Genomic DNA, 14,382 nt, shown 5'->3' on the forward strand with positions numbered 1-14,382 from the left:
GCGCCTGATACGCCGCATTCGCGAGCAGGCTCGCTCCCACAGAAAAACAAAAGCCCGCCAAGGCGCGAACCTTGGCGGGCTTTTTCGTATCGGGGTGTTTAGAACGCGCCCATGTAATCGCGCTTGCCCACTTCAACGCCGTTATGACGCAGCAGCGCGTAGGTGGTGGTGACGTGGAAGAAGAACTGCGGCAAGCCGTAAGTCAGCAGATACGCCTGACCACTGAAGCGCTTCTCTTTCGGCGTGCCCGGACGGGTGACGATTTCGATGCCTTCCTTGCCATCAATCTGCTCTGGCTTGATCTCGCCAATGAAGGCCAGGACCTTGGCGATCAGCGCTTGCAGTTCGGCGAAGGTGGTTTCGGTGTCGTCGTACTTCGGCAGTTCGACTTCAGCCAGACGCGCCGACACGCCTTTGGCGAAATCCACGGCGATCTGCACCTGACGCACCAGCGGGAACATGTCCGGGTACAGACGCGCTTGCAGGAAGACGCTCTGGTCGATGTTTTTCGCGCTGGCGTGGGCTTCAGCCTTTTTCAGCACATCGCTCAGGGCGTTGAGCATTTGTTGAAAAACCGGGACGGATGCGGAGTACAGTGAAATGGTCATGGCAATCTCATGTGATGGCTGGGTAATACGTGGTGGCGATTATAGCCATGCTTGATGAGCACACGGCTTGCCTTTTGTTTGGCAAGGATTAGGCTAGGCGGCTTCGACTGCAGAGGGAACGCGCGATGAGCAACGAACAAGAATCCACCTCCGACCAGCCACGGCTCAATGCCACGGAAATCCGCATTCTCGGTGCGCTGATCGAAAAACAGGCCACCAGCCCGGAAACCTATCCGCTGACCCTCAATGCGCTGGTGCTGGCCTGCAATCAGAAAACCAGTCGTGAACCGGTGACGAACCTCAATCAGGGCCAGGTCGGGCAAAGCCTGCGGGCGCTGGAGGGGCGTGGTTTCACCCGGCTGGTGATGGGCAGCCGTGCCGACCGCTGGGAGCACAAGGTCGACAAGGCGCTGGAACTGGTGCCGGCGCAGGTGATTCTGACGGGTTTGATGTTTCTGCGCGGTCCGCAGACCGTCAACGAACTGCTGACCCGCAGCGGGCGCATGCACGAATTCGAAGACGCCGAGCAGGTCGTGCATCAGCTTGAACGCCTGATTGCACGCGGACTGGCGGTATTGATTCCGCGTCAGGCCGGGCAGCGCGAGGATCGTTATACCCATGCCTTGGGCGATCCGGCCGATATCGAGGCGATCCTGGCGGCGCGGCAGAATCCCGGGGAGCGATCGGGCGGTGGCGTTTCACTGGAGCGTATCGAAGAACTCGAGGCCCGCATCGCGGCGCTGGAAGAACGCCTGGCCCGCCTCGAATAACCACCGCAAAGCCATTGTGGGAGCGAGCCTGCTCGCGAAAGCGTAGTGTCAGTCACCACGATCTCGGATGACCCGCCGCCTTCGCGAGCAGGCTCGCTCCCACAGGGTCTGCGCGATATTCAGCTGCCCGCTTCATTCCCCATCCCAATAATCCACCCCATCCGCCTGCCGCGCGACAGCGACAAAACCCGAGGCATTGCCCTCGGCATCCACCGTGAAATTATCCATCACCGCATACTTGTTCGAATCCGGATACTCACAAATTTCCGGCTGCTGCTGAGTGCTCACCGCCAGATAACGCAGTTCGCCCGCGCTGGTATTGATGATCTGATGTGCCTTCTCCGGTCCGCCCGGTGGGCAGGCGATCACATCACCGGCGCGGATCGGAAAACGCTCCCCTCCCAAGCGCACCTCGCCCTCCCCGGCCACCACGTAGAACATCTCCTCATTGACCCGATGGCTGTGGAACGGACTGCCGCGCATGCCCGCTGGCAGTGCATACAGGCGATAACCGAGTTTCTGCGCACCGAGTTGCTGGCCGATCCGCGCGATACGCTGCTGATAACGCCCGGCAGTGTCGCCTTCAGGAGCCAGGGCTGCGGGAAGGGCTTCGAGTTCGACCTCGTTGAGGTTGAGGATGGGCGGATGCATGGGCGGCCTCGGTTATGGTTTTTGTGGTGGGCACGTCTGTGCGTGCTGGCGAGGATTATAGATAGTGATCCAGAACCGCAGAGCGGCCTTCGTGAGCAGGCTCGCTCCCACATTCAATCGCATTCCAACTGGAGGAACACGCTCAACCTGTGGGAGCGAGCCTGCTCGCGAAGAGGCCAGCCCAGCCACTTAAAAATCAATCAGCTACGCGCAAAATCCACCGCCGCCGCAAATTGCGCCTCATTCGGCCGCACCCCGGTGTACAGCACGAACTGCTCCAGCGCCTGAATCGCAATCACCTCAAGCCCGGTGATCACTCGCTTGCCCTCGGCCCGCGCCCGCACGATCAGCGGCGTTTCCGAAGGGATCGCCACCACGTCGAATACAGTCTCAGCCGCTTTGATCACTTCAGGCTCGAACGCCAGCTGCCCCGCCTCCGGCCCGCCGTCCATGCCTACCGGGGTGACATTGATCAACATCTGCGGGCGCTCGTCGCCAAGCTCGGCCTGCCAGCGATAACCCAGCGAATCCGCCAGGGCGCGGCCGGCCCGCTCGTTACGGGCGACAATCAAACCGTTCTTGTAGCCACCATCGCGCAGGGCGCTCGCCACCGCTTTGGCCATGCCGCCGCTGCCACGCAGGGCGAAGGTCGAATCTTTCGGCACCGCGTGGCTTTCCAGCAATTGCGCGACCGCGATGTAATCGGTGTTGTAGGCCTTGAGGTGGCCGCCAGTGTTGACGATGGTGTTGATCGACTGGATCGCCGCCGCCGACGCATCCAGCTCATCGACCAGCGCAATGCAGGCTTCCTTGAACGGCATCGACACGCCGCAGCCGCGAATGCCCAGTGCCCGGATGCCGCCGACCGCGCCGGTCAGGTCCTGGCTGCTGAACGCTTTGTAATAGAAATTCAGGCCCAGCTGTTCATACAAATGGTTGTGAAAACGCAGACCGAAATTCCCCGGGCGCCCGGACAGGGACATGCACAGTTGGGTGTCTTTGTTCGGGTTCATCTGCATGAAACTTCTCCTTCAAACGCACTTTCGGATGGACGGGATTGGCCAGCCCACCGGGTTCTGAATCATCATTTGGGCTTGTTTGTGGCGCTGCGCTGCCGGGTAAAGAAGCCGCTACAGACCTTACACAAAATTTACCCAGCGGCTGTGCTGAATTTCGCAATTTTGCTGTCTTAGCTGTATCCCCGCGACAACTGTGGGCCTGATTCAGGCCGCGGCGCCGGGTCGAAGAACCGAGGACTTATCATGATTCGTAAACTTCCCATCATGGCTTTGTTGATTGGCGCACTTGCCGTCACCGGCCAGGCTGAAGCGGGTGGTGGCCATGGCTGGCAGGGCCCTGCAGTGTTTGGCGCGATCGTCGGCTCGGCCATCATCGGCTCGGCACTGATCAACCAGGATCGGCCAGTGTATGTGCAACAACAACCGGTTTATGTTCAGCCGCAACCGGTCTACGTGCAGCAACCACCGCCACCGGTCTATTACCAGCCGGCGCCGGTGTATGTGCAGCAACCGGTTTACGTGCAGCCGGCCCCGGTCTACTACGGCCCGCCTCGCGGTTATTACGGCCGGCCCCACGGCTATTACGGCGGCCCACATGGTTACTACGGTGGTCCACGCTGGTAAGCGCAACACAGAGCCCTGCTTTCGAGCAGGGCTTTTTTATGACCGCTGGTCGGCCAACGTCTGAAAAAATCTCGCCAAGGTCGCTGTGAGGACAGTCCGAGCAGCTAAAGTCGGCATGATGGAATCGACCGTCGGGCTTTTTTCATCGAACGGTCACCGCTTTGTCATGACGGAACCGCAATCTGAATCCGTCCGTAAACAACAGATCGATAACAACAAGGACGACTGTATGCCCACACAAAACCCGCACCGCATGGTCGGTCTGTGCACCTCGAACAAGGTGTACAGCGCACTCACCGAGCTCAAGCACCTGGAAGGCCATCGCTGCGCCAAGCTGCTGTCCCTGCTCGCCGAAAACCTCGTGCACAAGGGCCTGCTCAATGAGCGCGAAGTCATGCACATGCTCGATCAAGTGGTGGAATGACGCCAGACCTCACTGGCATCAATGACCACTATCGAAAGCGTTGATTGTCCGTCGTGCCGGCAAGTCCCTAAGGTAGCCCCATCAGTTTGATGGAGGTTTTCCCATGGCACAGGTTCAAATCATGTCGGTGATCGGCAGCGCAGTTCCCGCTTCGCTGCGTGCATCCGGTTTGCTCGCTTGCTGGTATCTGGTGCGCGACGGCGAGCCGATCAGCGGCCCGCTCACCTCCTTGCCAGCAGCACAGGCCTTGTCGCAACAAGTCGCCAGCAACACCTTTCATGCCTAAGGCAGCTGCACCTTGGGCTTGGTCTCGACAAACAGCGCCCAGCTCGACAGGAACAATGCGGCAATCAGCGGCCCGATCACAAAGCCGTTGAGGCCGAAGACCGCGAGGCCGCCGAGGGTGGAAACCAGAATCAGGTAATCGGGCATTTTCGTATCCTTGCCCACCAGAATCGGGCGCAGCACGTTGTCGACCAGGCCGATCACGAATACGCCGAACAAGCCCAGCACCACACCCTGCCAGATCATCCCGCTGAGCAGGAAGTACACCGCCACCGGCGCCCAGACAATCCCCGCGCCCACCGCTGGCAACAGCGACAGAAACGCCATCAGCACCGCCCAGAGCAATGCGCTGGGAATGTCGAGAAACCAGAAAATCAGCCCGCCCAGTGCACCTTGGGTCACGGCCACCACCACGTTGCCTTTGACTGTCGCGCGCACCACGCGGTTGAACTTCAGTTGCAGGCGGCGCTTGTGGTTTTCTTCCAGCGGCACGGCGCTGCGTATCTTGCGCGCCAGCTCGGGGCCGTCACGCAGAAAGAAAAACAACAGATAGAGCATGATGAAAAAGCTCACCACGAATTCGAACGTGCCCTGGCCGAAGCTGAACGCCTGAGTCGCCAGCGCCTGGCTGCCCTGCATCGCCGCTTTGACGATCTTCTCGCGCAAGCTGTCGAGTTCGCCCATGCCGAAGCGGTCGAGCAAGTGCTGAAAGTACGGCGGCAGACTGTGCTTGAACTGCGCCAGATACGCAGCGATATCCAGCTCGCCGCTTTCGATGTTCTTGTAGACCGTCGCCCCTTCCTGCACCAGCAGGATGCTGACGATGATCACCGGCAGAATCGCGATCACCAGGCACAGGCTCAAGGTGCACAGCGACGTCACGTTGCGTTGCCAGCCGAACTTCTGCTGCAACCTGCGCTGTACCGGCGCAAACAGAATGCCGAGGATGACAGCCCAGAACACCGCGCCGTAGAAAGGCAGCAGAATCCAGATAAAGGCCACCGTGACCAGCACCAGCAGCACTGTCAGGGATTTGAATTGCAGACTCTTTTCGTTCATATCCGGTCCATGTCAGTCAGGCGTCACGCACGCCCGCCCCACTTAGTCAGCCGCCGAGCGCGCGAGTGCCATGTTTATTCATGGAGCATAGATCCAGATCAATAAACCCTCGCAACAGCTGCCCTACCCTGCGCGGCTTTTGCGACCGACACCCAAATGCAGACTCTCATCGCCCCCGAGCTTCTCGCCCCCGCCGGCACCCTGAAAAACATGCGTTACGCCTTCGCTTATGGCGCCGATGCGGTCTACGCCGGCCAGCCGCGCTACAGCCTGCGGGTGCGCAACAACGAGTTCGACCACGCCAACCTGGCGCTGGGCATCCGTGAGGCGCAGGCGCAGGGCAAGCGCTTCTACGTGGTGGTCAACATCGCCCCGCACAACGCCAAGCTGAAGACCTTCCTCAAGGATCTGGCGCCGGTGATCGAGATGGCCCCGGATGCGCTGATCATGTCCGACCCCGGCCTGATCATGCTGGTGCGCCGGCATTTTCCGCTGATGCCGATTCATCTTTCGGTGCAGGCCAACACGGTGAATTGGGCGAGCGTCGAGTTCTGGCAGCAACAGGGGCTGAGCCGGATCATTCTGTCGCGCGAACTGTCGCTGGAAGAGATCGGCGAAATCCGCGAGCAGGTGCCGGGCATGGAGCTGGAGGTGTTCGTGCACGGCGCGCTGTGCATGGCCTATTCCGGGCGCTGCCTGCTTTCCGGTTACATGAACAAGCGCGATGCCAATCAGGGCACCTGCACCAACGCCTGCCGCTGGAAGTACACGGCGCAGGAAGCCACGGAAAACCAGCTCGGCGAGATCGTCCAGACCTTTCAACCCGAGCCCACGCTAGGCCTCGGCGCACCGACCGATCAGGTCTTTCTGTTGCAGGAAGCCAATCGCCCCGATGAATTGATGCCGGCTTTCGAAGACGAACACGGCACCTACATCATGAACGCCAAGGACCTGCGCGCGGTGCAGCATGTCGAGCGCCTGACGCGCATGGGCGTGCATTCATTGAAGATCGAAGGCCGGACCAAATCGCACTTCTACTGCGCGCGCACCACCCAGGTGTATCGCCGCGCGATCGATGATGCCGTGGCCGGGCGCGAGTTTGATCGCAGCCTGATGCTGGATCTCGAGTCGCTGGCCCAGCGCGGCTACACCGAAGGTTTTCTGCGCCGCCATGTGCATGACGAATATCAGAACTATCAGCACGGCAGTTCGGTGTCGGAGCGGCAGCAGTTCGTTGGCGAGCTGACCGGCGAGCGCCGGGATCGCCTGGCCGAAGTGAAAGTGAAGAATCGTTTTGCCGTGGGCAATCATCTGGAACTGATGACGCCCAAGGGCAATTTCCATTTTGATCTGCATGAATTGCAGAGTGTCAGCGGCCAAGCGATCGAAGTGGCGCCGGGGGACGGGCATACGGTGTACGTGCCGATACCGGATGCGGTGGATTTGCGCTTTGGGTTGTTGATGCGGGATTTGCCGCGGACCTGAAAAGCCCCTCACCCTAGCCCTCTCCCAGAGGGAGAGGGGACTGATCGGGGGATATTTCAGAGGTACGCTGACCTGAACCGGGACCGCTGAATCCGCAAACTACGCAGCGCTGGTTGTGCTCGTGAATGCATGATCGGCTCGGACTTTCAGGTCGATGTCTGACGCAAGACACCTCGGTCGACCCCCTCTCCCTCCGGGAGAGGGCTGGGGTGAGGGCCGCTTTTCTATTGGGCAAACTCCTCACGCAACATCCCTACAAACGCCTCGCGCGCCGGGTGCACACCGGCGTTTTCATGCCAGTAAAACAAATTCTCGATCGCCGTCAGTTCAGCAAACTCGTAACCCTCGCAGCCCGCGCCTTTGGCGTACTGCTCGAACACGCCCTTGGGCACCAGCGCCACCCCGGCACCGGCACTGACGCAGCCGACGATCGCTCCGTAACTGGCCAGACTGACAATCGGCAGCGCCTGCCCCTGGCGCAGCAACCAGTGCTCGAGCGCTGCTCGGTAAGGGCACCCCTGCGGCCACATGAACAGGGTTTTGTCTTGCAGATCCGCGATGTCACGCACCGGGCCGAATGAAGTCGAGGCGATCAGTAACAATTCCTCGCGATACATCGGCGTGCGTTTGAGCTGAGCACGTTCGACATCTACCGCCACGATCGCACCATCCAGGCGATGGTTGACGGTGTCGTCGAGCAACTGGCTCCAGGTGCCGGTGGTAAGTTCCAGTGCCACTTGCGGGTAGCGCTTGTGGAATTTCGCCAGCAGGCGCGGCAAGCGCCCGGTCGCCGAAGACTCGATGGCGCCGATGCGCAGCGGTCCGGACGGCTCGGCGGCCGGGTCGAGCGCGCGTTTGGCTTCAACGGTCAGCGCCAGAATCTTTTCCGCATAAATCAGAAAGGTCTGCCCCGCCGGGCTGATGCGTAGTCCGCGCCCCTCGCGCAAGAACAGCGCCACGCCCAACTCGGCCTCCAGCGCTTTGATCCGCGCAGTGATGTTCGACGGCACGCAGAACAGCTTTTCAGCGGCCCGGGCAATGCTGCCGACCTCGGCCACAGTCTTGAACATGCGGATTTGCGCCAGCTCCATAATCATCACTCCGAGTGAACATTCGACGCAGTATAAGTCAGTTGTGGCGAATGATCGGGCGCGCGGATACTCGGCGCATCCACTGCCCTGGTGCCTCGATCATGACTTCCACTTCTACCTGCAAAATCATCCTGGCCATGGCGTTTGTCATCGGCTGCTGGGGTTATTCGCCCACCGGCATTCATCTCGGCTTGCAAGCATATGAGCCCGGACATCTGGCCTTGCTGCGTTTTCTGCTGGCGTCGCTGTTGATGGCGCTGATCGCAATTTTCAAAGGCATTCGCCTGCCGCAGTGGCGCGATGTGCCGTTGCTGGTTGCCTTGGGCTTCTTCGCCGTCAGCCTGCATCACGTCGCCTTGAACATCGGCCAGCAAGGCATCAGTGCCGGGGCTTCCAGCGTGCTGGCGCAATCGAGCCCGTTATTCAGCACGCTGCTGGCGTGCTTTGTGTTCAAGGAACGCGTCAGCGCCTGGCGTTGGGGCTGTGTGCTGCTTGGATTTATCGGCGTGGTGATCGTAGTCAGCGGCGACAAGGGCCTGGGCGCTATCAATGCCCATGGCTTGTTGATCTTGTTAGCGGCGCTTTCCTGGAGCCTCTATTTCGCCCTGCAAAAACATCATGCGCGGCGCTACGACGGTTTCAGTCTGGGCTGCTACGCGGTGTGGTCGGGGACGTTGCTGTTGCTGATTTATCTGCCGGGGCTGGCTGACGCCGTGATGCAGGCGCCGCCGCGTGCGCAGTGGGCGGTGCTGATGTTGGGGGTGTTTCCCAGCGCACTGGCGTATCTGGCCTGGGGTTTCGTGCTCAAGCATGTGGACTTGAGTCGGGCGACGATGACCTTGTATCTGATACCGCCGACGGCCATGGGAATTGCGTCGTGGGGATTGGGGGAACGGCCGACGTTGATGGTGCTGATGGGAGCGGTGGTGGTGTTGATCAGTGTGTTGGCGTTGAATCTGGAGCGTCGGGTTGGCGTCGTTCGAGCAGTTGAGAGCAAGGCTTGAATCTGCGGTGAAGCCGATGCCGTCTTCGCGAGCAGGCTCGCTCCCACAGTGGATCTGTGTCGTACATACATCCATTGTGGGAGCGAGCCTGCTCGCGAAGAGGCCGGCCCACTCAATGAATAATCCAGACCTCAGCGCATATCATCCGACAACGGTGTCGGCTCATCCGCCGGCGGTACATCCTCGTCATCCGGCGGATCCTTCCAGTCATCCGGGCGGTCGGCATCGCTCAGCGGATCGCGCCCCGGGTCCATGCCCGGCGGTGCGTCGTGATCGCTCAGCGTCGGCTCGTCGGTGCCGGATACGGGGCGGGTCTGGTCGGTGGGCGCCATGCCACCGGGAACAAGCGAGTCATCAGCCATGCTGCACCTCACAATACTGGCCCGGATTATCCGGGGCGTATTGTTTGGAAGCGCGGGTGCTGAGGGTGTGCGGTAGATCAGACCAGCGGCATCAGCCTTGGGCGATAAAGCGATCACGACTGTTGGTCAGGTGCAGCCACATCGCGGCGCGGGCGGCATCGGCGTCCTGGCGCTTGATCGCATTCAGAATCGCCTCGTGTTCCAGATTGGCCAAGTGCCCGAGCTTGCTCAGATCCGCCGCGCCACGCTCGGCGGCATTCAGGCGATTGCGCGGGATCATCGCACTGCCCAGGTGCTGCATGATTTCGCTGAAGCAAGCGTTGCCGGTGGCCTCGGCGATCAGCAGATGAAAACGCCGATCGGCCTCCACGCAGCTGTCGTTGTTCGCCAGCAGCCGTTGATAGTCATCCAGCGCCTGACGCATCTGCTGCACCTGCTGCTCACTGCGCCGCTGCGCCGCCAGCGCCGCCGCTTGCGTCTCCAGGCCCATGCGCAATTCGAGAATGCTGCGCACACCGAGCGCCGTGTCGACATTCAGACGCAGGCCCTGCTCCGCTGCGCGCTTGATGACGAAAGTACCGATGCCATGGCGCGTCTCCACCAGCCCCGAGGCCTGCAACTTGGAAATGGCCTCGCGCACCACCGTGCGGCTGACCCCGTGTTCCTGAACGATGGAATTCTCCGACGGCAATTTGTCACCGGGCGACAGTTGTCCGAGCAGGATGCTCTGGGTGAGCTTTTCCACCAGGTCGTGAGCGAGGTTGTGCGTGCGTTTGCGCGCGGGCGCGTCGAGGTCTTCTTGCATGATCGGTTCCGGTGATCGGGGCTTGCCGATCGTAGCATTGCGGGATGACGGTTGAGATGGATTTTAGCGGTCGACGGGCCATCCACTTGTATGACAACACTCAATTTTGTCGAATATTTTCGATAGCCAGCCATCACGCATTACCATTCATATCTCAAAAAGGCGCTGCGATCGACTGGCGAAATTTTCAATGAATACGAGCCAGAATCCGGCTTTCGCATAAAAAACCGAACAATCAGAAGAATTTGATCGCCCTCCCCACTTGTAGGACAAAAAATTAGAGTTGTATGATGTCTAGCAACAACGCAGCACCCAGTCCTACCCGCATAAAAATAATCAGTGGGAGAAATATCAGTGAAAACCTCCATCTCCGGGATGCAGGACAGCGTCGACCCGACGCTCGCCTCAGCCATCTCCAAAGTCAAACGCCACGTCCTGCCGCTCTTCGTGATCATGTTCATCGTCAATTACATTGACCGGGTGAACATCGGCTTCGTCCGCACCCACATGGAAACCGATCTGGGCATCGGTGCTGCCGCCTATGGCTTCGGCGCCGGGCTGTTCTTCATCGGTTACGCGCTGTTCGAAGTGCCGTCCAACATGCTTTTGCAGAAAGTCGGCGCACGCATCTGGCTGACCCGCATCATGTTCACCTGGGGCATAGTCGCGGCCTGCATGGCCTTCATCCAGAACGAAACCCACTTCTATATCCTGCGTTTCCTGCTCGGTGTCGCCGAGGCCGGGTTCTTTCCCGGGGTGATCTATTACTTCACCCGTTGGCTGCCAGGCGTCGAGCGTGGCAAGGCGATCGCGATCTTCCTCAGCGGCTCGGCCGTGGCCTCGCTGATCTCCGGTCCGCTGTCCGGCCTGCTCCTGCAGATCAACGGGCTGGGCATGCACGGCTGGCAATGGATGTACTTCATCGAGGGGATGTTCTCGGTGTGCCTGTGCGTCTTCGTCTGGTTCTGGCTGGATGCCAAACCCCACGACGCAAAATGGCTGAGCCGCGCCGAACAGGATGCGTTGGTCAGCGCCATCGACGACGAGCAAAAAGCACGTGAAGCCGCGACGCCGATCCGGCCGTCGCTGGGCAAACTGCTCAAGGACCGGCAGATCATTCTGTTCTGCCTGATCTACTTCTTCATTCAGTTGACCATTTATGCGGCGACTTTCTGGCTGCCGAGCATCATCAAGAAGATGGGCGAACTCAGCGACGTGCAGGTCGGCCTGTTCAACTCGATTCCATGGTTGCTGTCGATCGTCGGCATGTACGCCTTCGCCTCGCTGTCGGCGAAGTGGAAACATCAACAAGCTTGGGTCGCCACTGCCCTGTTGATCGCGGCAGCGGGGATGTTCATGTCCACCACTGGCGGGCCGATCTTTGCCTTCGTCGCGATCTGCTTTGCGGCGCTGGGTTTCAAATCCGCCTCGTCGCTGTTCTGGCCGATTCCCCAGGCTTATCTGGATGCACGCATCGCGGCGGCAGTGATCGCGCTGATCAACTCGGTGGGCAACCTCGGCGGCTTCGTCGCGCCGACCACCTTCGGCCTGCTGGAGCAACACACCGGCTCGATCCAGGGCGGCCTCTATGGTCTGGCCGCGACCTCGATCATCGCCGCAATCATCGTCTTCGCCGCGCGCACCACGCCCAAACCCGCTGCTGAAAAGGCTGTGGCCGACGCCGCGCCGAAACACGCCTGACTTCGTCTCGACAAGGAAAACAATAATGACTGTTCACGATACCGCCAAAGCTCCGATCATCACCGACATGCAGGTCATTCCGGTGGCCGGTCACGACGGCATGCTGCTCAACCTGAGCGGCGCCCACGGGCCGTTTTTCACCCGCAACATCGTCATCCTCAAGGACAACGCCGGCCACACCGGCGTCGGCGAAGTGCCCGGTGGCGAGCGCATTCGCCAGACCCTGGAAGACGCGCGCAATCTGGTGGTCGGCAGCCCCATCGGCACCTACCAGAAGATCCTCAACCAGGTGCGCCAGACCTTCGCCGATCGCGATGCCGGCGGCCGTGGCCTGCAAACATTCGACCTGCGCATCACCATTCACGCGGTCACCGGCCTGGAAGCCGCTCTCCTCGACCTGCTCGGCCAGCACCTCGACGTGCCGGTGGCGGCGCTGCTCGGTGAAGGTCAGCAACGCGACGAAGTGAAGATGCTCGGTTATCTGTTTTACGTTGGTGATCAACACGAAACCGATCTGGCCTACCGCAGCGAACCGGACGCCGACAACGACTGGTTCCGTGTGCGCCACGAGAAGGCCATGACCGCCGAAGCAGTCGTGCGTCTGGCCGAGGCGGCGCACGCCAAGTACGGTTTCAAGGATTTCAAACTCAAGGGCGGCGTGCTCAGTGGCGATGCCGAAATCGAAGCGGTCACGGCATTGGCCGAGCGCTTCCCTGAAGCGCGAATCACCCTCGATCCGAACGGCGCATGGTCGCTGAAAGAGGCGATTCGTCTGTGCCGCGATCAGCATCACGTACTCGCCTACGCCGAAGACCCGTGCGGTGCGGAAAACGGTTATTCCGGGCGCGAAGTCATGGCTGAATTCCGCCGCGCCACCGGGCTGAAAACCGCGACCAACATGATCGCCACCGACTGGCGCGAAATGGGCCACGCGATTCAGTTGCAGTCAGTGGACATCCCGCTGGCCGACCCGCACTTCTGGACCATGCAGGGTTCAGTACGCGTCGCGCAGATGTGCCACGAGTGGGGCCTGACCTGGGGCTCGCATTCCAACAACCACTTCGATATTTCCCTGGCCATGTTCACCCACGTCGCCGCCGCCGCACCCGGCGAGATCACCGCCATCGACACCCACTGGATCTGGCAGGACGGTCAGCGCCTGACCAAGGCACCGCTGCAGATTGTCGATGGTCTCGTGCAGGTGCCGAAAAAACCCGGGCTGGGTGTGGAACTGGACATGGATCAAGTGGCCAAGGCCCACGAACTGTACAAAGGCATGGGCCTCGGCGCGCGGGATGACAGCGTGGCGATGCAGTTCCTGATTCCGGGGTGGAAATTCGATAACAAACGGCCGTGTCTGGTGCGGTAATCCAGCAGGCGCCGCTGATTTCAATTGTGGGAGTAGGAGCTGCCGAAGGCTGCGATCTTTTGATCTTCAAAACAGAATCAAAAGATCGCAGCCTTCGGCAGCTCCTACAAATCGGTTTTCAGCTTGAGATTTGCAGCAACCAGGTTTTGAACGCTTTCATCGCCACCGTTTCCGCTCGCGACTGCAACCGCGTCAGCCAGTAGCTACCCGTGGTGATCTCGATCGCAAACGGCTGGCAAATCGCATCTGCCGCCAGTTGCCGGGCGAACATCAGCGGCGGCGCCAACGCCACGCCGCCGCCCTGCAATGCCGCTTCCATCATTGCCAGCGACGAATCGAACACGATGCTTTGCGGTGGCGCAGCCTGCGTCGCCAGTCCCGCTGCGTGAAACCACTCCGGCCATTCATCGGTGCGATAGGAACGCAGCAAGGTCTGCTGCAACAGGTCCGCCGGCGAGTGCAGTTGCCGGGCAATCTCCGGCACGCACAACACCGACAATGGCGCATCGAGCAAGCGCGTCGCCTCGATGCCATGCCAGGCGCCAGCACCAAAACGAATGGCGTAATCCAGTCCTTCCGCCGCCACATCCACCCTGTTGTTATTGGTCGACAGACGTAAATCTATAAGCGGATGTTTCCCCCGAAAGTCCGCCAGCCTCGGCAACAGCCAACCCACAGCAAAAGTGCCCACCGCGCCGACCGTCAACATGTCGCGATACTGCCCACCGGCCAGACGCTCGAGCATCTGCGCAATATGATCGAATGATGTGCTGAGTACCGGCAGCAAGGTTTCGCCTTCACTGGTCAGCATCAGCCCACGGGGCAGGCGTTTGAACAGGGTCAGGTTGAGTTGCGCTTCCAGGCTTTTGACCTGATGGCTCACCGCCGCTTGTGTCACGCACAACTCGACGGCAGCACGGGTAAAACTCAAATGACGTGCCGAGGCTTCAAATGCGCGCAGAGCGTTGAGCGGCAGTTGCGGTCGAATCATGCGTTGCCCCAAATTTTTCTAATGGCTCATGCGAGTTTTCATCGTTTGTCGAGGGCCGGCGAAGTGCCTAAATTGGCCCGCTGATCGGCCGTCCGATGAAAAATCACCCGCAGTGTAGCGGGATACACCAATCG

At 60.4% G+C, this 14,382-nt stretch carries 16 protein-coding genes; 8 read left to right on the forward strand and 8 right to left on the reverse strand.

Going from position 1 to position 14,382, the window contains the following annotated elements; all coding sequences use genetic code 11:
• Positions 1-98 precede the first annotated feature (98 nt).
• A complete protein-coding gene (locus tag HU724_RS18535; protein WP_133336894.1) occupies positions 99-608 on the reverse strand; it encodes a DUF1993 domain-containing protein in 510 nt (169 codons plus the stop codon).
• Positions 609-733: 125 nt separating this feature from the next.
• Here HU724_RS18535 and HU724_RS18540 point away from each other — a divergent pair, with 125 nt between their 5' ends.
• Positions 734-1,378, forward strand: a complete 645-nt coding sequence (locus tag HU724_RS18540; protein WP_186566307.1) for a YceH family protein — start codon at positions 734-736, stop codon at positions 1,376-1,378.
• Between the two features lie 132 nt (positions 1,379-1,510).
• Here HU724_RS18540 and HU724_RS18545 read toward each other — a convergent pair whose 3' ends face one another.
• Together HU724_RS18545 and HU724_RS18550 are read right to left on the reverse strand one after the other, a co-directional pair.
• Positions 1,511-2,029: a cupin domain-containing protein gene (locus HU724_RS18545; protein WP_186566305.1), complete on the reverse strand. Its 519-nt coding sequence runs from the start codon at positions 2,027-2,029 to the stop codon at positions 1,511-1,513.
• Between the two features lie 200 nt (positions 2,030-2,229).
• Positions 2,230-3,048: a shikimate 5-dehydrogenase gene (locus HU724_RS18550; protein WP_122508131.1), complete on the reverse strand. Its 819-nt coding sequence runs from the start codon at positions 3,046-3,048 to the stop codon at positions 2,230-2,232.
• A gap of 243 nt (positions 3,049-3,291) precedes the next feature.
• Here HU724_RS18550 and HU724_RS18555 point away from each other — a divergent pair, with 243 nt between their 5' ends.
• From HU724_RS18555 to HU724_RS18565, 3 genes are all read left to right on the forward strand, one after another.
• Positions 3,292-3,672 (forward strand): hypothetical protein, encoded by a 381-nt coding sequence (locus tag HU724_RS18555; protein WP_024013471.1) that lies wholly within the window; start codon positions 3,292-3,294, stop codon positions 3,670-3,672.
• A 229-nt stretch (positions 3,673-3,901) separates the two neighbouring features.
• Positions 3,902-4,096, forward strand: a complete 195-nt coding sequence (locus HU724_RS18560; RefSeq protein WP_186566303.1) for a hypothetical protein — start codon at positions 3,902-3,904, stop codon at positions 4,094-4,096.
• A 103-nt stretch (positions 4,097-4,199) separates the two neighbouring features.
• Entirely contained in the window at positions 4,200-4,382 is a 183-nt protein-coding gene (locus HU724_RS18565) for a hypothetical protein (RefSeq protein ID WP_016770690.1), read from the forward strand.
• Here the strand turns inward: HU724_RS18565 and HU724_RS18570 are convergent.
• A complete protein-coding gene (locus HU724_RS18570; RefSeq protein ID WP_186566301.1) occupies positions 4,379-5,440 on the reverse strand; it encodes an AI-2E family transporter in 1,062 nt (353 codons plus the stop codon). The two genes, HU724_RS18565 and HU724_RS18570, sit on opposite strands and share 4 nt — an antisense overlap.
• 156 nt (positions 5,441-5,596) lie before the next feature.
• Between HU724_RS18570 and trhP the strand changes: the two genes are divergently transcribed.
• Positions 5,597-6,925 carry a prephenate-dependent tRNA uridine(34) hydroxylase TrhP gene (gene trhP / locus HU724_RS18575; protein WP_186566299.1) on the forward strand — a complete coding sequence of 443 codons (1,329 nt, stop codon included), beginning with the start codon at positions 5,597-5,599 and terminating at the stop codon, positions 6,923-6,925.
• A gap of 224 nt (positions 6,926-7,149) precedes the next feature.
• On the opposite strand, the gene HU724_RS18580 is transcribed toward trhP, so the two are convergent.
• Positions 7,150-8,016, reverse strand: coding sequence for a LysR substrate-binding domain-containing protein (locus HU724_RS18580; RefSeq protein WP_186566297.1), 867 nt, complete (start codon positions 8,014-8,016; stop codon positions 7,150-7,152).
• 101 nt (positions 8,017-8,117) lie between these two features.
• Here HU724_RS18580 and HU724_RS18585 point away from each other — a divergent pair, with 101 nt between their 5' ends.
• Positions 8,118-9,020, forward strand: coding sequence for a DMT family transporter (locus HU724_RS18585; RefSeq protein WP_225927630.1), 903 nt, complete (start codon positions 8,118-8,120; stop codon positions 9,018-9,020).
• Positions 9,021-9,151: 131 nt separating this feature from the next.
• On the opposite strand, the gene HU724_RS18590 is transcribed toward HU724_RS18585, so the two are convergent.
• On the reverse strand, positions 9,152-9,382 hold the full coding sequence (locus HU724_RS18590; protein WP_071172961.1) for a hypothetical protein: 231 nt from the start codon (positions 9,380-9,382) through the stop codon (positions 9,152-9,154).
• Positions 9,383-9,473: 91 nt separating this feature from the next.
• Positions 9,474-10,187: a FadR/GntR family transcriptional regulator gene (locus HU724_RS18595; protein ID WP_133336908.1), complete on the reverse strand. Its 714-nt coding sequence runs from the start codon at positions 10,185-10,187 to the stop codon at positions 9,474-9,476.
• 354 nt (positions 10,188-10,541) lie between these two features.
• Here HU724_RS18595 and HU724_RS18600 point away from each other — a divergent pair, with 354 nt between their 5' ends.
• Positions 10,542-11,888: an MFS transporter gene (locus HU724_RS18600; protein ID WP_024013478.1), complete on the forward strand. Its 1,347-nt coding sequence runs from the start codon at positions 10,542-10,544 to the stop codon at positions 11,886-11,888.
• Positions 11,889-11,913: 25 nt separating this feature from the next.
• Complete coding sequence (gene gudD, locus HU724_RS18605) at positions 11,914-13,257, forward strand: glucarate dehydratase (RefSeq protein WP_024013479.1); 1,344 nt, start codon at positions 11,914-11,916, stop codon at positions 13,255-13,257.
• 118 nt (positions 13,258-13,375) lie between these two features.
• On the opposite strand, the gene HU724_RS18610 is transcribed toward gudD, so the two are convergent.
• Positions 13,376-14,248 (reverse strand): LysR family transcriptional regulator, encoded by an 873-nt coding sequence (locus HU724_RS18610; RefSeq protein ID WP_122611228.1) that lies wholly within the window; start codon positions 14,246-14,248, stop codon positions 13,376-13,378.
• Positions 14,249-14,382 lie beyond the last annotated feature (134 nt).

Origin of the sequence: Pseudomonas iranensis (assembly GCF_014268585.2) — a bacterium.
Classification (GTDB): Bacteria; Pseudomonadota; Gammaproteobacteria; order Pseudomonadales; family Pseudomonadaceae; genus Aquipseudomonas; species Aquipseudomonas iranensis.